The following is a 19,091-nucleotide window of genomic DNA, read 5'->3' as shown; positions in this document are numbered from 1 at the left end:
ATTGACGTTGAGCCTCGGAACCCTTAACAATCCCAAAACTTGTCGAATGGTCGGCTTAATAGCTCACGCTATGCCGACATTCGTCTTCAAGTTTAGTTAAGGGTTCTTCTCACCGCACAATAAATTTTCTCGGCATAAATGCGTGCTCTACTTTTTATTTTTACTCACTTTGATAACAAGAAATGCCATTCCAATACAAAACCACATACCTATAAACGAAATCCAAAATGCCATAAAAAGTCTCCTTTTTTAACAAACTTTAGCACAAGAACTATTTAAATTATAAATGCCTTTATTTTGAATTTTAAAGGGGCATTTTAAAGATTCAGGGGTAAATCATATAGTTTTATACCTAAAAACGTATATAAGCTCTTAAAACGCAAATATGAGCCAAATAAATATATTTTAATTACACCAACTAAAATTTGAGCAAAACCAGTGACTAATTTTTTAGACACTGCCCATTTACGCACAAAATTATTTTTTGCGTAAAAACTGGGCAACCATACTGGTTGAACGCTATAGTTCCCGCAGGGGCAAAAATACATAAAAAAACGCTAGCTTTTAAACTAATGTTTCAAATCTTTTAAGTAATAATTTTGTTTTTCAAAATGCCAAATTGCCGTAATTGAATATGCTTTTTTTCTTCGTCACTTGTATTAATCAAATTACCCATCTTCAGTATCGTCTAAATTTAAAATTCTATGTTTTTGTTTTAGCAATCCACCATAACTCAACATACGTTTTCGGTCTAAACCTTTTTCTAAATCATTTACGATTTCTTGATTTTTTTCGTCATCATCAGTTAAAAAATCAGATGACTTAACCGAGTATTTTGAAGTCTCTTTGATTGCTGAAAGATCATTTGAATTATTGATTAAAGATATTATGTTTTTTAATGTTTTGACGTCGCATATACAGTGCATGAGTTTCTTCAAGTTCAGCTTTAATCGATTGCATTAGATACCCTTGCATAGCTTCAACAGATTCATTTTTTTGTAGCAACATAGCTTTAAACCGTTTTAAGACACTGACAAGTTCAAACTCCATGTCTTCTAAACGGTAATATGTATCATGGGCGTTATTAAATGATTTTTTCCCTTTAAGTAAAACACTTTTAATAATACGAATTTCTCTAATTTCAAAATTACCTAAGTAATCTTTGATTTGTTGTGGCAATTCTTCAAGCACTTGAAATTTTAAGGCATCATTATTAAATTCAGTTTGTTGATGATTTGTATGATTCGAATGGGTATTTGTAGAAATATTGTTAGAGGTATCATTCAAATCATTCGTATCATTATTCTCAGTCTCTATATATTCAGTATCATTAAGTTCAGTATCATTTGTGTATGATTTTGATACGTCTTGATGTATCATATTGATATTTCCAGACGTATTATTATCATAATTCTGGACGTATGATAATAATACGTCCGTGTCATTACGAGATTCTACATCGTTTTCTTGTTGTGATATGTAATATATATCAGCCTCTGTTACTTCAGGTTTTTTAATATATAGCTTATTTGGTTTGTTCAAACCTACTCTTATTTGATTAAATAAATCAGCTTGAGTTAATTCCTTTTTAATTTTAGATAATTTATTGGGACTACTGATGTTTAGAATGGATTTAAGCTTTTCATTGGTATAAATAAAGAATATATCTCCATTTTCGTCTATCCAATTATTTCTTATAGATAAGTCTAAACGATCTCTTAGTATTGACCAAGTTATTTTTGCATCATTAGATAACTTAGTGTATTTAGGGTTAGTAAAAAATACTTTAGGTAATTGGTAAAACTTCTCTTTTTGGATTTCTTTAATATTAAAGTTGGACATATAAAAAACCTCTTTCACATTTAAATTTAAAAAAGAGGTAATAAAAAGTTATAAGTATGTTTATATGTATTCGACTTGCACTAATAATTCTTAGTATATATAATAAGAATATAACAACTATATAAACAAACAAATCTCTTGTTTTATTACCGAAGAAACCCGACTATTCCCGTAGTCGGGTTTCTTTATATATATTTATATTAACACTTTTGAAAGGTTTGTTAAATTGTTTATACGCATTTGAGTGTAAGCTTTTTCAAAATAGTGTATCCCTATATAACCAGTTTATACGCAGGTGTTATATATCCCTATATAAACCTTTTCACATCAAGTATAAACGGCGTATAATCATTTGAAAGGATTGTTATATGCCTCTATAAACCTTTATACATATAATGGTTTATACGGTGTTGAATTTATAAGTATAACAGGTATATAACAACATAAACATTATATATATAATTATATGGAGGGCGTTATATGAAGAGTATGAAACAAATCGCCGATGAATTAAATGTAACAAAAATGACTGTTTACAATAACGCGAAAAAAGCAAATGTGAATTTTCAAAAGATTGATAATGTAAACTATTTATCAGGTGAAGATGAAATTATAGTAGTAAATAGAATTAAAAAAAACCAAAATAAAAGTGATTATTTTGATAATGAAAAAAAAGAAGAAAGTAAACCCAACGATGATAATCTTGTAAAAGATGAGACGATTAAGCATTTATATAATCAACTAGATATATATAAAGAACAGTCAACTAGAGATAAAGAACAGATAAATACACTGAATAGACTTCTAGAAAATCAACAAATATTAGCTTTAGAAAGTAATAAAAAAATTCAAAAGTTAGAAAATCAATTAGAGGAAGAAAGACAGCTTAATTATTCTTTTGATACACCTGTTAATGGTAGACAAAACGTTAATGTACAAGAAGCAACATCTACTGGAGAGTCTAAAGATACTGATCAACAACAAGGAGATGAACAGTCCGTAGAAAAACAGTATAGAGATATACCTGAAAAGAAAGAGGATGAAAATCTCAACGAAGAACCAACTAAAAAAGGGTTCTGGAGTCGGTTGTTTGGTAATTAACACAATTAAAAGCATTACAAGTTCATAAGCTTGTAGTGCTTTTTTAAATATCCTTTATTTCTATGAGCATTGTATACTCATAAATACAAGTTTTCTTTTAGTAATCAAATAAAAAGGTACTATCAGCAGAGACTTTTATAACTTTTGTAAAATCATAAGGAAATATATTAGCATTTATAATTCAATTAGAATAACTAGTATGCATTAAGCTTTTTAATATATTTATTTTTATAAATATCGATTATCATAAAACTATTCTACTAGAATCAACAGCATTCTTGATTTGTATATTTAAAAACATAAGGAACAACATAATAAAAAAGTGTTTTTTTATTAATTAAATACTACTAATCTATAACTAAATGTGTTAAGGTATATTAAGCGTTAACTTAACAAAATATTAACATTTCAGCTCCTAGAAATAGGAGCTATTTTTATGTGCAATTCATTAAAATATAAATTATAAAATTAATTATTCATCTGAAATATCTAATAATTCAATTATATTATTTTTCATTTCATTACCTTCTTCATCTTCTTCATCTATAAATGTATTATTATAGAATTTTTTATTTTTTTCTAGATAAAAAAACTGTAATAGAATTGCAAATAAACTTAAAATAGATAAAATATTAAAAAGTTTTTTCATTGTTTCACTCCTCACGTTATCTATTATATAATAGATAACGTGAGGAGTGAATAGAAGCTTTTTAAAGAAATAATAAGAACAAATAATTTTAAAATTGAAAGGAGAAAAGAAAATGATTTATGCAGGTATTTTAGCGGGTGGTATAGGTTCAAGAATGGGGAATGTACCATTACCGAAACAATTTTTAGAACTTGATGGTAAGCCTATTATTATACATACAATAGAGAAGTTTTTATTAACGAAAGAATTTGATGAAATTTTTATTGCTACACCAGAAAAATGGGTTTTACATACAAAAGATATACTAAATAAATTTAATATTGATGATGAGCGGATTAAAGTCATTCAAGGCGGAATAGATAGAAACGAAACTATTATGAATATAATAAATACTATAGAAAAAAATAAAGTTATAACTGATGATGACGTTATTGTAACGCACGATGCAGTGCGTCCATTTTTAACGAGACGTATTATTAAAGAAAACATCGATTTTGTACTTGAAAATAAAGCTGTAGATACAGTTATTCCTGCTACTGATACTATAATAACTTCAAAAAATGGAGAAGATATTGAATCAATTCCTTTAAGAAATGAAATGTATCAAGGTCAAACACCTCAATCTTTTAATATTAATTCATTAAGAGCTAATTATAATAACTTATCAGATGACAATAAAAAAATATTAACTGACGCTTGTAAAATAATGGTAGTTTCTGATCAAAAAGTAAAATTAGTAGATGGGGAATTATATAATATAAAAATCACGACACCCTATGATTTAAAAGTGGCTAATTCTATTATAAAAGGTGGGATGGCAAATGATTAACCAAATTTATCAATTAGTTGCCCCACGCCAATTTGAAATAACTTATCGTAACGAAAATATTAAAAAAAATAAAGTTATTGTACGACCTCTCTATTTATCAATTTGTGCTGCAGATCAGCGTTATTATACTGGTAAAAGAGATGAACAAGTATTAGAAAAAAAATTACCAATGGCTTTGACACACGAAGGTGTGGGAGAAGTAGTTTATGATTCCCAAGGTAAATATGATATTGGGACAAAGGTGATTATGGTTCCGAATACACCGATAGAAAAAGACGAGGTCATAAAAGAAAATTATTTGCCTAGCAGTAAATTTAGGTCTAGTGGTTATGATGGGTTTATGCAGGATTATGTGTTCATGAATCATGATAGAATTGTCGAAATCCCTACCAATTTAGATTTAAGCATTTTATCATATTCAGAACTAGTTAGTGTTAGTTGGCACGCTATACAACGTTTTAAGCAAAAATCAATTTCGAAAACAGATTCATTTGGCGTATGGGGAGATGGCAATTTAGGATATATAACAGCTATTTTATTACGCAACCTTTACCCAGAATCAAAAATTTATGTTTTTGGTAAGACTGACTATAAACTTAGCCATTTTTCTTTTGTTGATGATGTTATTTATATTAATCGCATACCAGAAGATTTGAAAATTGATCATGCTTTTGAATGTGTAGGTGGCAAAGGGAGTCAATCAGCTATTAATCAAATGATCAATTTGATTTCCCCAGAAGGAAGCATTGCATTATTGGGAGTGAGCGAGTACCCAGTTGAAATCAATACAAGATTAATATTGGAAAAAGGGTTAACTATGATTGGTAGTAGTAGAAGTAGTGCTAAAGATTTTCAAGATATTGCCAATTTATATAAAGAAAACCCAGATATTATAGAAAAGCTGTCTTTACTTAAAGGAGAAGAAATTGAAGTTAGAACGCTTAACGATGCTATTAAAGCATTCGAATTAGATTTATCTACATCATGGGGGAAAACAGTGATTAAATGGACTATGTAAGTAATTAAGAAAGAAGAGTGTAGAATTTGGATAATAAAAAATTAATAATAGATAATATTTATTGGGAAAGAATTCAACTTTTTATTGAAGGTCATGTTGAGAATATAGAGTTGAACAATAAAAGACTAACATTAAGAAATTTAACTGAAACAAAGGAAGTACAAGCAAATAATGTAGAACTCAATGGCAATTATTTCAAAGCTCGTTTTAATATAGCTATATTGGATAACGGAAATTATTTGCCTTCAGGACAATATCTTCTAATATATAAGGAAAAATTTGAGTATATAGCTCACATTAACAACAATTTAACAGATTTAGATAATTATGAACTAGATGAAGAGCAGTTAAATAAATATTTAGAGCTCGAAACGTCAAATGATAAAAAGAATTATTTACTTAGTTATTTTAAATATACTTTTAAAAAAGGAGGGAATTCTAAAAAAACTATTTATACAGTATTCCCAAAAATTTCTAAAGAAGTAAACGAATTTGTTTTGCAAATTACTTTCAATAAACCTAAACCCAAGCCGAATAAATTAAAAGAGAAAATAAAAATAATTAAAAATAAATATAACAGAAGAATGTTCAAAATCCGAAAGTTATTATTCAAGTCTATTTTTAATATCACTAAATTTCTCCATTTACGAAAAGGGAATACGGTGTTATTTACTTCAGATTCTAGAGAAGAAATGTCAGGGAACTTTGAGTTCGTATATAATGAAATGTTACGTCAAAATTTGGAAGAAAAATACAAAATACACCAAATATTTAAACCGAATATTTCTGCTAGAAGAAACTTTATCGATAAATTTAGATTTCCTTATTTATTAGGAAAAGCTGATTATATTTTTGTCGATGATTTTCATCCATTACTTTACACTGTGAAATTTAGAAAGAGCCAAGAAATCATTCAACTATGGCATGCTGTAGGAGCATTTAAAACAGTTGGTTTTAGTAGAACAGGTAAAAAAGGTGGGCCATTTTTTGATTCAGTGAACCATAGAAATTATACAAAAGCTTTTGTATCATCAGAAAATGATGTCCCATTTTATGGAGAAGCTTTTGGGATTAAAGAGCAAAATATTATACCCACAGGAGTACCTAGAACAGATATTTTATTTGACGAAGAATATGAAAAAGAAATTACTAAAGAAATGGAAGAATATCTCCCAATTATTAAAGGAAAAAAAGTGATTTTATTTGCGCCTACCTTCAGAGGTAACGGACATCGTAGTGCACATTATCCTTTCTTTAAAATAGATTTCACCCGTTTAGCTCATTATTGTAAAGAAAATAATGCTGTTGTATTGTTTAAAATGCATCCATTCGTAAAAAACACATTAAACATTCCAGAACAATATAAAAACTATTTTGTAGATATATCTGATTTTCGAGAAGTTAACGATATTTTATTTATTACAAATATTTTAATAAGTGATTACTCATCTTTAGTATATGAATTTGCAGTATTTAAACGTCCTATGCTCTTTTACGCTTTTGATTTAGAAGATTACATAACTTCTCGAGATTTTTACGAACCTTATCAAAATTTTGTCCCAGGAAAAATTGTAGAAACGTTTAGTGATCTAATCGAATCACTTTATAATAATGACTTTGAAGAAGAAAAAATTCCTGGATTTTTAGATAAGCATTTTAAATATACAGATGGCAAGTCAAGCGAAAGAGTTGTTCGCCGCATTTTTGGTGCTTAATCTAATTAAGTAATATATATAAATCAATCCCAATAAATACCTAATTAACAAAGACTGCGCTGAAATAACTAGTCTTATACTTATTTTAATAAATACTATTAAGTCTATTATAAACAAGAACTTTTAAGTACATATTATTATAATAGATACAATGAAGATTGGAGAAATATTAATGAAAAGAATCTTAATAAGATCCGGTATAGCTCCTAACGAAATACGTAAACCAGAAGAAATGATTCTAAACAATCTAATTGGTGGTAACGTTGGGAACTTAATATATGCGTATAGTATATATAGAAATTTAATGACAGAAGACGTTGAAATAATACCTGATAAATATAAAATTGATCCAAATCAAGCTGATTATATTAATGAAAATTATGATGCTTATATAATCCCTTTAGCAGATGCTTTTAGGGATACATTTATTAAACATTTAAAAAAATATACTGAATTATTTAAAAACCTAAAAATACCCGTTGTTATTGTAGGAGTTGGTATTAAAGCTCCAATTGGAAAAAATGTGAATGAAGGTTTTCCTTTTGATAAAGAAGTAAAAGAATTTATTGCCGCAGTTCTAGAAAAATCGAATATTGTGGGAGTTAGAGGGCAAACAACAGCGGATTACCTAAGTTATCTAGGATTTAAAGAAGGTAAAGACCATATGGTAATAGGGTGTCCCTCCATGTACACTTTTGGACGCAATTTAAAAATAAGAGATTTACATTTTAATGAGAATTCAATTATATCTTTGAATTCTTCTAAGCTAACTCCAGAAAAAGGTTTGAAATTTATTTCTCAAATTGCTGAAGACTATGAGAATTACTATTTCATACCTCAGTGGATGAGTGAATTTAAAATGGTTTATTTGGGAAATGAAAGATTAGGAGAGAACACTTTATATTACCCTAATACAATATCTTATAAATTTTATAGAGAAGGTAAAGTTAGATACCCATTAAATGCTCACATGTGGATTAATTTTTTAAAAAATGTTGATTTGTCAGTTGGTGCAAGATTACATGGAAATATAACAGCCACTCTCTCAGGAACACCTAGTTTGTTATTAGCTAAAGATGCTCGGATGAGTGAATTGGCAGATTACCATAATTTAACACAATTGAAAATAGACGAAATAGATGAAAATACAAAACTTCAAGATGTAATTCCAAAATTAGATTTTAAATCTCCAGAGAAAGTTCATGAAAGAAATTTTGATCGCTTTATTTATTTTTTAAATAAAAATAACTTAGACCACATATATAATTATAAATATGAAGAAGTGCCATTTGACAAGGTAATGAAAAATGCTAAATTACCTAATATGTTGGAACCTATCAATAATCTGACACCTCCTCAAATATCAGAACGGTTTATTAATTATGAAAAACTAAAGGAAAAGAAAAATGAAATTGCTAAAAAGAATACTGAAAAAAAATTAAAAAAATTAACAAACAATAACCGTAAGAAGCAAAAAGAAATTAACTATCTTAAAAAGACATTAAACCGTAAGTCAGTAAAAATGAGTATAAAACTCACTGATGTTTTAAGAAGAATAAAAAAATAGGAGGGATATTATGATTAAAGTATCGTTTGTTGTAACTGTCTACAATAGAGAAAACGTTATTATACGATGTTTAGAAAGTCTTAAAAATCAAACTATGAATCCTAAATATTTTGAAATTATAATAGTTGACGACTGTTCTAATGATCAATCTTTAAAAAATATCAAGAAGTTTTTTAAAGATAATCAATGGTTAAATCATAAAATCATAAAATTAAATAAAAATACAGGTAATGCAAGTATTCCAAGAAATTTTGGAATTAATAACTCTCAAGGTGAATATATTTTATTTATAGATTCAGATGATTATATTTCAAAAAATACAGCTTTTAACAGTTATGAATTTGCCAAAAACAATGACAGTGATTTAGTTTGTTTAAAAATGAAAGCTGTAGGAGAAGGTAGAAACGTGCCTACAGCAGCATATAAAAATGGTAATATTAAACACGCAGACATTATTGAAAACAGTATTATTTATACAATGTCTGCACAAAAATTATTTAAGACATCTATAATTAAAGAACAGTGTTTGCAATTCTCACCTAAAATAGATAAAGGTGAAGATATGTTGTTTATGATGGAATTTATAATGAATAGTAACAACATTTCTATTTTAGCAGACGATGATTACTATATGTTATTTACAGATACAAATGACAAAAAACACTTATACGCTAAAAGAACGAGTCCAAAAAAATACTTTAGTGTTTGCGGTGAAATTTTCAAAGCGATTTATGAAGGTAATAAAAATATTTCTTTAGAAACAAAACATCAAATCGCTGGAAAGTACTGTACTCGTATCTTTAGGCATGGAGAAAATAACAATTTTGCTTCAAATAACGATATAGATATAATTAAAAAGAGAGAGTGGCTATACTATTTTTCGCATTGCTTAAACTTCTACCTACCTAAAGAAGCAGACAAGTATGTTACTTCGATTTTTAATGCGCGTTTAGAAGCTGTAAGAAATAATAATTTATCATCACTTATCTTATTAGAAAATAACTAATAACCTTCATTTATAAAACACCCTTTCTTAATTAATTGAGAAAGGGTGTTTGTGTATGTTTAAGGTCTACCCTAATTAAAGAAATAAAGATATATGTGAAATACTGTTTCTATATGTATGATTAGAGTGTTTGAAAAAGAAAAGAAGTCCGAAATACTTATTTAAAAGTACTCCGGACTTTTGGTTTAATTAACATAATTAATTATTATAGGTAGTAAAAATGTATATCCTATACAATTTAAGTTTCTACGAATAAAAGAAGTATCTGTTTTACATAAACAGATACTTCTTTTATTATATATTTAATACATATCATGTTATACGACTTACTTAACTCATATTATAGGAGTTTTTTATCGAAAAAATATCAACATAAGTTTAATTTAAAAGTTTAAAAAGGAGTTACAGTATGAAAAAAGTTATTTTAGCTATATCAATTGTTAGTTTTCTGGTATTTTTAGCAGGTTGTAATAATAAAAGTTCAGAAAGTCACGACAATAACAGTTCTAGTGATACTAATACATCAGAGAATAAAGAAAATGAAACTGACAAGAAAACTAACACCTCTGAAAATCGTGATACCAAAAACAAGAGCAATAAACAAAACAAGAAGCAAAGTGATAATAAAAACCGAGAAAAAAATACTGATAGTAATGAAAGTCACCAATCTACTGATAGAAATAAAAGTTATTTAAATAATTTCAGCTCAGAAAAAATTGAATATGCACGGGTTTGGTATCAGTTAATATCTACAAAAAATGATTTAAAAGGTATTAGAAATGTGTATGTTACAAAAATACCAAAAGGATCAAAAGTAAATCCACAAGCCCAAGATAGTGCAGTTTATAAAGAAAATGTTGTGAAATTAGAAGCTCCTATGAAGGCTGGTGGGTCAGTAACGTATAGCAGTAATGGTGATGGCTCCATTAATGTGTATAATAGTATCCCTTATAAATGGGAAAGCCCACAAAATAGTGATTATAGTCAAATGGATAAGATAACAAGAAAAGCAATTGAGGATAATGTTGAAACAATCTATATTAAACCCCATGATAATAAAACAGTAGCTAAATTAGCAAATAAGGTTAAATACAATAAGTAGTGAGCTATTTTAATTTTTAATATAAAATTTGATTTTGAAACGATTAAGAGATTCTTTTTAAAAGAGTCTCTTTTGATATATATTCTGATAAAGCTCTATTATGTTAACTAAAACTATAAGTGTTATAGTTTAATTATAATGATATGCAGTGTAGCACTATTTTTCTAATCATATTTAACATCTCACATTTATTTGTGAGGTGTTTTGGTCTATTTAGATCCTATCCTAGTCAAACAATCGGAGATGCTTGTAAAACGGTGTTTTTATATGTATAAAAAAGATGTTAAAGCAATCCTTTAGTATTAAATATATTTATCACTTGTAAAAGAAGTTATTAAAAGGATTAAAGGAGTATTTAAATCTAATTCATATCATGAGTTTGAAGCTAGCTCAAACAGAAGTAACAGTTTTGAATATTTTATAGTAGTTTTAGTAAGTAATCCAATTAACACTACACAAAGTTCAATAAATATTTTAATTATTATATAGATAAATTTACAACATTCTACTATTATAGAATATTGGGCGTCTATTTTAGCTTTATAAAAATAACAGGGAGAGAACTGATATGTTTTCTATTATAATTACCACTCATAACAGTGAAAACTATATAGAAAGTACTTTAAAAAATGTTTTTCAAGCTACAGAAAATATAAAATGTGAAATCATTGTTGTTGATGATGGTAGTTATGATAATACACTTAAAATATTACAAACTTATAAAAGTATTCAATTGTTGCATCAAATGAATAGTGGAGTTAGTTCAGCTAGAAATAAAGGATTGAAATATATCTCAAAGGATTCTGAATTTGTAACTTTCATAGATGATTCTGATTGGGTAAGTAATAATTTTTTTGAACAAAGCATTACTTTTTTTAATAAATATAAAAATATTCAAATGGCTGTAACCCCCATAACAGTTGTAGAAAATAATAATAATCGGGATCACTTTTTAAATTATAGATTCAATAAATCTATAGATATTGTAAATATTTTTGAAAATTACAACTATGTTCAATTTCATATTGGGGGTGTTGTGTTTAGGAGTGAATTACTATTTGCTATTGAACAGCCATTTGATGAAACTATTAATTTTTGGGAAGATGCTAAACTAATTAATAACCTTTTATTAGAAATACAAGATTATGGATTAATAAAAAATGCTACATATTATTATAATAGGGATGATAATAATTCGTTAGCAAAGTCGGCATGGAACAATAAAGAAAGATATAGTGGCCATATAGAAAAAAATTTCTTGTCATTAATTAATCAATCCATTCAGGTTCATGATTTTGTAATAAAATACGTAAAATATGTTGTAACTATACATTATTTACAGTTTTTGTTTAGTCATAACTTACAATATATCGATACTAAGTATATGTTAGAAGACCAGAGGTTTCTATTATTATCTCAAGAATTATTTACTTATATCGATAAAGACACGATTGATAAATTACATATAAATAAAAGATATAAATATTTTTTATATAAACTGAAGAATTTAGATATAAGTGATGAGTTGAATTATATTAGTGTTTACATACACAAATTTAAATTTTTACAAACAAAAATAATATTTTCTTTTTCGGAAGAAGCTTTTAATATCAGCGACAATTCAGATGTTTATATTAAAAAACATAGCGTTGATCAAAAGGTAGGCCTCTTACAAAAATATGAAAAAGATACTTTACACTATCTATCTAATGACTTTAGTAGAAATATTTATCAAGTGAAACTCGGCTTCAGAGAATTTTTTCATAAAAATATTTTTTTTATAAAAGACTATGATAATAATAAAATTATTCAAGTAGTCAGTGATTCTATTTTTAAAAGAATTTGCAAAAAGTTAAAATTATATGTTGGAAGGAAAGTTAAAATTGGGAGATAAATTTAATATAAGTATTATAATACCTGTTTATAACGCTGAAGATAGTATACAGGAAACTCTATATTCTATTGAAAATCAAAGTTTTCAACAACAAGTGGAAGTGTTATTGATTAATGATGGTTCTGAAGATAATTCTATAAAGTATATTGAAGAATTTATGGTGAATAGTTGCAGAAATAATATTCACTATACTCTGTATGATGATAACCAAAACCTAGGACAAGGTGCACGACGTAACTTTGGAATAGAACAAGCACAGGGAGAAACAATATTATTTGTAGATTCAGATGATTTCTTGGTTGAAAACGCGCTCGAAATAGCTTACAAAAGATTTAAAGGTAACAATGAAAATGATTTTGTTATATTTGAATGGGCTTATTACTACCCTAATACAAACGAAACAATATATGTAAATAAAGAAAAATATAACCAAAAATTAGCCTTATATAGAGAAACTTGCGAGTTATTACTTGCTTGTAGTACTTACTTTACTGTTAACAAACTATATAAGAAAAAATTTTTACTGGACCATAACATACGTTTTGGAGAAGGATATATATATGAAGATTTGGAATTTTATATCAAATGCGCTTTACGCGCCTTACGTGCGCCAGTTATTCCTAATATTTTGTATAAAGTAAGAGTACATGAAAATAGTACTACAAAAACAGATTATAATAGTTTAAAACATAGAGATTCTTTTTTAAGTGCCATAGAAAAAAGTTCTCAAATTTTATATGAAGGTTCGAGAAATATAAATACTGGTTATCACGTAAATAAATATTTTATTTATAGATCCTTACTATATTCAGAAAGACGCTTACCTAATTCAAAAAAAATTAAGGATAACTTCATTTATAATTCAATGAATATCATTAATGAATACAGCCCTAATGTTCATGTTCCTAAAGGGGTTATTCCTTTATATGACCATTTATTTAATAATCATCTTATACGAGATTATAAAGTTTCAGAAGCTAAAAAAATATTCAAGTTGCATAGAGAAGGTAATATCAATTTTTACACTCATAGAAAACGTAGAAAAATCAATAAACGTAAAAATATAAAAACAAAATTAGAGAAAAATTTTTATTTGGAACCCTTGGTTTATTCATTAAGAAAAAATGTTCATAAGAGACGAAGAAAAAAAAATGAAAAAAAACAAAATAAATTACTTGATAAAAAAATAAATGAAAAAACAATACTAATGTTAGGTTTTGATTATAAATATCAAGGTAATTCTAAATACTTATTTGATTATTTAAAACATAATTATGATTCATCAAAACTAAAGTTTGTAACTAATGATAAACAAGTACCCAAAGAATATAGAATTGAACCTAAAAGCGATGAATTTTTTGAACGTTTCTATTCTTCTCAATTCATTATAGCGGAATCATGGATTCCGTTAGCTTTTAAAAAGAAAGAAGGACAAATTTGGATACAATTATGGCATGGGACACCATTTAAAAAAATGCTTTTTGACTCAAATGAAAGTCACATGCTTAATTTAAATCCTAATCATAGAGTTAGAATGAAAAAAGATATTGCTCGATGGGACTATCTACTTTCTGACTCTGAATTAGCCAAATCAATATTTAGCACCGCATTTGATTTTGATATAGACAAAATAATAAATTATGGTTACCCAAGAAATGAATGGTTACTCAAAAATAATGATAATAAAAACCTCATTAAAAGAATTAAAATCAAGAATAATATACCTTTAGATAAAAAAGTTATATTGTATGCGCCAACTTGGAGAGATTACAATTACAAAAAGCGAGAAAGTCAAAAAGACAAAAATTATATGGTTAATTTAAACGTACTTTTACAATCTTTAGGTAATGAATATGTATTAATAAATAAGGCACATTCTATGGATACACAACCATCATGGAATACTGGATCTCATCAGATATTAACTGTGAATAATATGATGGATTCTCAAGAATTGTTACTTATTAGTGACATAATAATCACAGATTACTCATCTATTTTCTTTGATGCCATTCATATAAATAAACCCTTCTATCTTATTACTAAAGATTTAAGTAAATTCAATTTATCTCGTGGTTTTTATAATAACATTTATAAAGATTTACATTTAATTTTCGCTAAAAGCGATAAAGAACTTATATCTAAAATTAAAAAAAATACATTTGCAAAGTTAGAAATACCCAAAATTTACAAAAACAACTCTATTCATGATGCAAACCAAAAAATCCAAAAATTTATATTACAAAAAACACAAAATATGAAGGATAATAAACTATGAGTATATATGATAAGTACAATGTGTATCGTTTAGAAGATGAAATTACTTCATTTTATAGTGATCGTATTTTAGTAAAAACAAACTCAAAAAGTAATTTACTAGAATTATCTAGAAAAAATCAAAGTATAAAGATGAAATACAAAAAGCTTTTGGCGAATGATTTTGTTTTATATTTTCATAAAGATGGCATTTCTAGATTTATTAAAAGAACTTTAGTAAATAATGTTCTTGATAAAAATAAATATATAAACGATGATGGAATATTTTACTCTTTACATGAACCTTTTGGTCGTAAAATAAATGAAAAGACTGAAAAAAAATTACTGGTAATTTTTTCAAAAATGCCTGGTAGTAACTTGTACGATAGTCCAAAACTTCCACATAGAATGTTACCGGCATTTTTTGAAGGTATAGAAAGAAATTTAGTAAAAAATGTATATATAATGAGAATTATGGATTTAAATGTTTCTCATGGCTCTCATTATGTAAATACTATTAATTTTCCTGATTATGAAGAAAAAATACAAAAAGCGATAAATAATATCAAGGATAAACTTAGCATTAGCCGAAAAAATGTTGTGTTTTATGGAGTTTCAAGAGGCGGTGCCGGTTCTTTATTACATGGTTCTGCTATGGATGTTAAGACACTTGCAGTAGATCCTATAGTTAATATCGGGGGAAATATGTATGCAAATGATCGAAGACTTTTAAAAGGTTTAAGACAAGAAGACTTAATTCCAACAATAAATTTTAACTCAAAATCAAATAAACAATCTACTAAATTCGTTATTTGTAGTGAGAATTCAAAAACATATTACAATGAAATTATTCGATTAAATAGTGATTTTTTCAATATATTAAATATGAAAGATGATAATATAACCACACATCCTGAAGTCTCTCAAAACACTGTTCCTGAACAATTAATGTTATTAAACATTTTACTAACAGATTTTAGCGTTTAAAATTTCATATTATTACATTTAGCATCTCACACTTTATTTATGAGGTGCTTTTGTATTTTTATCAATCGTTATTGAGACAAGTTTTTATTTTGAAACGTTTAAGCCACTTCTTTTAAAAGAAGTGGCTTTTATTATTGTTTCTTATTAGGAAACTTTGTTTATGTAAGTTGTCATATAGGAAATATACCTTCTATAGACTTTCTAGTATCATTAAATAAAAGAGGTGTTATTAATGATCCAAATAGCAAAGACAATTAAAAAAGAACGATTAAGACGCGGAATGACCCAAGAAGCATTAGCTGAATATCTTAATACAACGAAAACAACTATTTCCAAATGGGAAAATACATCCCTTTATCCTGATATTACAATGCTTCCTAAATTAGCAAAAGTATTTAATATTTCAGTTGATGATTTGCTCAATTATAGTACTACAATGACTGATGAAGAAATTAAAAAAATATCTATATCACTATCTAAAATGATTAATCACACAAGTTATCCTGAATATTTAGCTACTGTGAGAGAATATTATATTACGCATTGTAATGAATTTAAATTTCTAAATTCGTTATTAGGCATTTTATTAAACAACATTTTATATTGCGAAAATGAATTGCAACTAAAGGAAACAGCCTCACTAACACATGAAATTATTAAGACTACAGAGGATAATTCAGACTCAATTTATTTGAAAAAACATGCCCAAGGATACAAAACATTGCTATATATGTTTGAAGGAGATTACTCTTCTGTTATAGAAAATACACCAGATTTTGATTTAAAAATCGGAGAAAATGCGACATTAGCGATTGCTTATTTGCAAAAAGATAATATTTCAAAAGCTAAAAATGTAATTCAAACAGACATGTATCAATCTCTAATGACTTTCATGCATGAGTTTTCTTTGATGATTTCACATGATTTACACTCTGTTTCAATCGAAACCTTAGAATTGAAATTCTACCATTTAAATAAAGCTTTTAACGTGGATTACTTATTCCCAGCTATAAGTCTTAATTGTTACTATCAGTTTGCCTTATTTTATGCCAGAAAATCTAATGATATTGCCATTTACCATTTGAAAAAATATTGTCACTGCTTTGATTATTTAGTAAGTGAATTTGTATATCAAAAAGATAATCTGTTTAATGGCATTGATGAATGGTTAGATACATTACCGTTGGGAGAACGATTACCAGCTAATTACGAAAATACTTTGAATGTTATGTATTCAATAGTTTCGGAAAACGAACACTTTAATACCTTAGAAAATTTTGAGTATATAAAGAAAGATTTGCTTAGAATTTATAACAAAAAGGATGAACCTAATTGATATATAAGAAAAAGATAATGTTATTACTATTAACATCATTAATCATTTTATCCGGTTGTGATTATTCAAAATCAGAAAATAAAGATGGTTTTTTCTATAATACATTTGCAGTGCCGATGGATAACCTTTTACATTGGTTAGGTTCAACGTTTGATAATAACTATGGTTTAGCAATTATTGCAATCGTATTGATTGTTAGACTCATCATGTTGCCATTTATGTTAGCCCAATCTAAAAATGGACATTTCATGCGTAAGAAGATGGATATCGTAAAACCAGAAATGACTAAAATACAAGAAAAAATTAAAAATGCCAACACTCAAGAAGACAAAATGGCTGCAAATCAAGAAATGATGGAAAAATATAAAGCTTATGGCATGAATCCTATGAAAACGATGCTTGGATGCCTACCTTTACTTATACAAATGCCCGTCTTATTTGGGCTATATGTTTCACTAAAATGGCCCTCAAGTGGTGGTTTAACCGAGCATGCCAATTTTCTTTGGTTTAATTTAACACAGCCTGATATTTGGATTACTATAATCGCTGGTATTCTATACATCATCCAACCATTAATAAATCTTGAAAACATGCCAAAAGAACAACGTTCGATGGGTTATATGATGGCAATCATTTCTCCAATATTTATCATATATATATCAATCACATCAGCTTCCGCCTTAGGATTGTATTGGACAATTAATGCTGCATTTTTAATCGTTCAAATGTTCTTTTCGAATAAATATTATTCGAAATTAGCAATGGAAGAAGCCAATAAATTAGAGAAAAAAATTCAAAGTAATCATAGCCAAAATAGCGAAAGTAAGCGAACATTGTCTGAAAATACGTAGTTTGTTAAACGTTCGTTTTTGACACAAAACCTCTTAACTTAATATTAAGAGGTTTTTCTTGGATATTTAAGTCTATAAACTTGTGTTATAATCAATGTATCACAAATATCAAAAATCATGAGTTTTTAGACGATGAGAGACGCGTTTATTTGCATCGAGAATTAGATTTCGTTAATAAGTACCCACAAAACGATTAAAAGAGGTGGTATTCAAATGGCTAAAATTGGTTATGCACGTGTATCAACACAAGATCAAAGTCTTGATGGACAGATTGATACACTTGAGGAATATGGTTGTGAACGTATCTTTAGCGAGAAAGCGAGTGGCCGTAAAACGAATAGAACAGAACTTGATAAATGCTTAGATTATTTACGTGAGGGAGATATTCTAGTGATTTATAAACTAGATCGTCTTGGACGTACAACGAAACAATTAATTGAGTTATCACAATGGTTAGATGAAAACAGCATTGACTTACATATTATAGATATGAACGTATCAACGAAAGATGCGATGGGCAAGATGTTCTTTACCATGATGAGTGCTTTTGCGGAACTTGAAGCTAACCTACTAAGTGAACGTACGAAAAAAGGACTAGAAGCTGCGAGAGCAAGAGGACGAAAAGGTGGACGCCCTTCATTGCCCGACCATAAGAAGAGAGAGATTAAATTCTTATACGATGAACAAAAACTTACTGGAGAAGAAATTGCTAAACAAACAGGAGTGAGTCGTTCTACTGTATATAGAATAATAAAAATGAAGTAGTAAAAACAAATAATCACAGGAAGAAAACTAATGAAAGGAGAATCTCTAATTTGAAGATTCTCCTTTCATTAGTTTTTATAACCTATATTATAATTTAACGAGAATTTTTGCTTGTGATTTATCGTTTACAAGTTGTTCAAATCCTGACTCTACAATATCATTTAACTCAATTT

At 27.3% G+C, this 19,091-nt stretch carries 15 protein-coding genes and 1 pseudogene; 13 read left to right on the top strand and 3 right to left on the bottom strand.

Features of this window, described 5'->3' with window-relative positions; genetic code table 11:
* Positions 1–569 precede the first annotated feature (569 nt).
* Both KA900_RS10930 and KA900_RS10925 read right to left on the bottom strand, forming a co-directional pair.
* Positions 570–863 (bottom strand): annotated as a pseudogene (locus KA900_RS10930) (protein rep); the annotation flags it as partial.
* A gap of 7 nt (positions 864–870) precedes the next feature.
* The gene (locus tag KA900_RS10925; RefSeq protein WP_210139619.1) at positions 871–1,842 is read right to left on the bottom strand and encodes a replication initiator protein A; all 972 of its coding nucleotides are present in this window, start codon (positions 1,840–1,842) and stop codon (positions 871–873) included.
* Between the two features lie 480 nt (positions 1,843–2,322).
* Here KA900_RS10925 and KA900_RS10920 point away from each other — a divergent pair, with 480 nt between their 5' ends.
* Positions 2,323–2,943 (top strand): DUF536 domain-containing protein, encoded by a 621-nt coding sequence (locus KA900_RS10920; RefSeq protein ID WP_210139618.1) that lies wholly within the window; start codon positions 2,323–2,325, stop codon positions 2,941–2,943.
* A gap of 472 nt (positions 2,944–3,415) precedes the next feature.
* Here KA900_RS10920 and KA900_RS10915 read toward each other — a convergent pair whose 3' ends face one another.
* On the bottom strand, positions 3,416–3,592 hold the full coding sequence (locus KA900_RS10915; RefSeq protein ID WP_210139617.1) for a hypothetical protein: 177 nt from the start codon (positions 3,590–3,592) through the stop codon (positions 3,416–3,418).
* A gap of 112 nt (positions 3,593–3,704) precedes the next feature.
* Between KA900_RS10915 and KA900_RS10910 the strand changes: the two genes are divergently transcribed.
* The 12 genes from KA900_RS10910 to KA900_RS10855 all read left to right on the top strand — a co-directional run bounded on the left by KA900_RS10910 (position 3,705) and on the right by KA900_RS10855 (position 18,918).
* Positions 3,705–4,421, top strand: coding sequence for a D-ribitol-5-phosphate cytidylyltransferase (locus KA900_RS10910; protein WP_210139616.1), 717 nt, complete (start codon positions 3,705–3,707; stop codon positions 4,419–4,421).
* On the top strand, positions 4,414–5,439 hold the full coding sequence (locus tag KA900_RS10905) for a ribitol-5-phosphate dehydrogenase (protein WP_210139615.1): 1,026 nt from the start codon (positions 4,414–4,416) through the stop codon (positions 5,437–5,439). Before KA900_RS10910 ends, KA900_RS10905 begins: the two co-directional genes overlap by 8 nt.
* A gap of 26 nt (positions 5,440–5,465) precedes the next feature.
* The gene (gene tarL, locus KA900_RS10900) at positions 5,466–7,154 is read left to right on the top strand and encodes a teichoic acid ribitol-phosphate polymerase TarL (RefSeq protein WP_210139614.1); all 1,689 of its coding nucleotides are present in this window, start codon (positions 5,466–5,468) and stop codon (positions 7,152–7,154) included.
* Between the two features lie 172 nt (positions 7,155–7,326).
* A complete protein-coding gene (locus tag KA900_RS10895) occupies positions 7,327–8,721 on the top strand; it encodes a polysaccharide pyruvyl transferase family protein (RefSeq protein WP_047503360.1) in 1,395 nt (464 codons plus the stop codon).
* A gap of 10 nt (positions 8,722–8,731) precedes the next feature.
* A complete protein-coding gene (locus KA900_RS10890) occupies positions 8,732–9,727 on the top strand; it encodes a glycosyltransferase family 2 protein (RefSeq protein WP_210139613.1) in 996 nt (331 codons plus the stop codon).
* Positions 9,728–10,136: 409 nt separating this feature from the next.
* On the top strand, positions 10,137–10,829 hold the full coding sequence (locus KA900_RS10885) for a hypothetical protein (RefSeq protein WP_210139612.1): 693 nt from the start codon (positions 10,137–10,139) through the stop codon (positions 10,827–10,829).
* Between the two features lie 568 nt (positions 10,830–11,397).
* Entirely contained in the window at positions 11,398–12,723 is a 1,326-nt protein-coding gene (locus tag KA900_RS10880; RefSeq protein WP_210139611.1) for a glycosyltransferase family 2 protein, read from the top strand.
* A complete protein-coding gene (locus tag KA900_RS10875; RefSeq protein WP_210139610.1) occupies positions 12,713–15,001 on the top strand; it encodes a bifunctional glycosyltransferase/CDP-glycerol:glycerophosphate glycerophosphotransferase in 2,289 nt (762 codons plus the stop codon). Before KA900_RS10880 ends, KA900_RS10875 begins: the two co-directional genes overlap by 11 nt.
* Positions 14,998–15,966, top strand: coding sequence for an accessory Sec system protein Asp2 (locus tag KA900_RS10870; RefSeq protein WP_210139609.1), 969 nt, complete (start codon positions 14,998–15,000; stop codon positions 15,964–15,966). Before KA900_RS10875 ends, KA900_RS10870 begins: the two co-directional genes overlap by 4 nt.
* Positions 15,967–16,198: 232 nt before the next feature.
* Positions 16,199–17,302, top strand: a complete 1,104-nt coding sequence (locus KA900_RS10865; RefSeq protein ID WP_210139608.1) for a helix-turn-helix domain-containing protein — start codon at positions 16,199–16,201, stop codon at positions 17,300–17,302.
* A complete protein-coding gene (gene yidC / locus KA900_RS10860; RefSeq protein WP_348634578.1) occupies positions 17,302–18,153 on the top strand; it encodes a membrane protein insertase YidC in 852 nt (283 codons plus the stop codon). Before KA900_RS10865 ends, yidC begins: the two co-directional genes overlap by 1 nt.
* Before the next feature lie 213 nt (positions 18,154–18,366).
* Positions 18,367–18,918, top strand: coding sequence for a recombinase family protein (locus tag KA900_RS10855; RefSeq protein ID WP_002508689.1), 552 nt, complete (start codon positions 18,367–18,369; stop codon positions 18,916–18,918).
* Positions 18,919–19,091 lie beyond the last annotated feature (173 nt).

The organism is Staphylococcus sp. GDY8P120P, from assembly GCF_017892065.1.
In the GTDB taxonomy this organism is placed as follows: domain Bacteria; phylum Bacillota; class Bacilli; order Staphylococcales; family Staphylococcaceae; genus Staphylococcus; species Staphylococcus nepalensis.
The sequence above is the reverse complement of the archived record's forward strand: the minus strand, read 5'-3'. Positions and strand labels throughout refer to the sequence as shown.

What these genes read in the sequence shown, in the direction of transcription:
- KA900_RS10925 (WP_210139619.1), bottom strand. Translation starts at nt 1,842, where the DNA reads ATGTCCAACTTTAATATTAAAGAAATCCAAAAAGAGAAGTTTTACCAA.
- KA900_RS10920 (WP_210139618.1), top strand. Translation starts at nt 2,323, where the DNA reads ATGAAGAGTATGAAACAAATCGCCGATGAATTAAATGTAACAAAAATG.
- KA900_RS10915 (WP_210139617.1), bottom strand. Translation starts at nt 3,592, where the DNA reads ATGAAAAAACTTTTTAATATTTTATCTATTTTAAGTTTATTTGCAATT.
- KA900_RS10910 (WP_210139616.1), top strand. Translation starts at nt 3,705, where the DNA reads ATGATTTATGCAGGTATTTTAGCGGGTGGTATAGGTTCAAGAATGGGG.
- KA900_RS10905 (WP_210139615.1), top strand. Translation starts at nt 4,414, where the DNA reads ATGATTAACCAAATTTATCAATTAGTTGCCCCACGCCAATTTGAAATA.
- KA900_RS10895 (WP_047503360.1), top strand. Translation starts at nt 7,327, where the DNA reads ATGAAAAGAATCTTAATAAGATCCGGTATAGCTCCTAACGAAATACGT.
- KA900_RS10890 (WP_210139613.1), top strand. Translation starts at nt 8,732, where the DNA reads ATGATTAAAGTATCGTTTGTTGTAACTGTCTACAATAGAGAAAACGTT.
- KA900_RS10885 (WP_210139612.1), top strand. Translation starts at nt 10,137, where the DNA reads ATGAAAAAAGTTATTTTAGCTATATCAATTGTTAGTTTTCTGGTATTT.
- KA900_RS10880 (WP_210139611.1), top strand. Translation starts at nt 11,398, where the DNA reads ATGTTTTCTATTATAATTACCACTCATAACAGTGAAAACTATATAGAA.
- KA900_RS10870 (WP_210139609.1), top strand. Translation starts at nt 14,998, where the DNA reads ATGAGTATATATGATAAGTACAATGTGTATCGTTTAGAAGATGAAATT.
- KA900_RS10865 (WP_210139608.1), top strand. Translation starts at nt 16,199, where the DNA reads ATGATCCAAATAGCAAAGACAATTAAAAAAGAACGATTAAGACGCGGA.
- KA900_RS10855 (WP_002508689.1), top strand. Translation starts at nt 18,367, where the DNA reads ATGGCTAAAATTGGTTATGCACGTGTATCAACACAAGATCAAAGTCTT.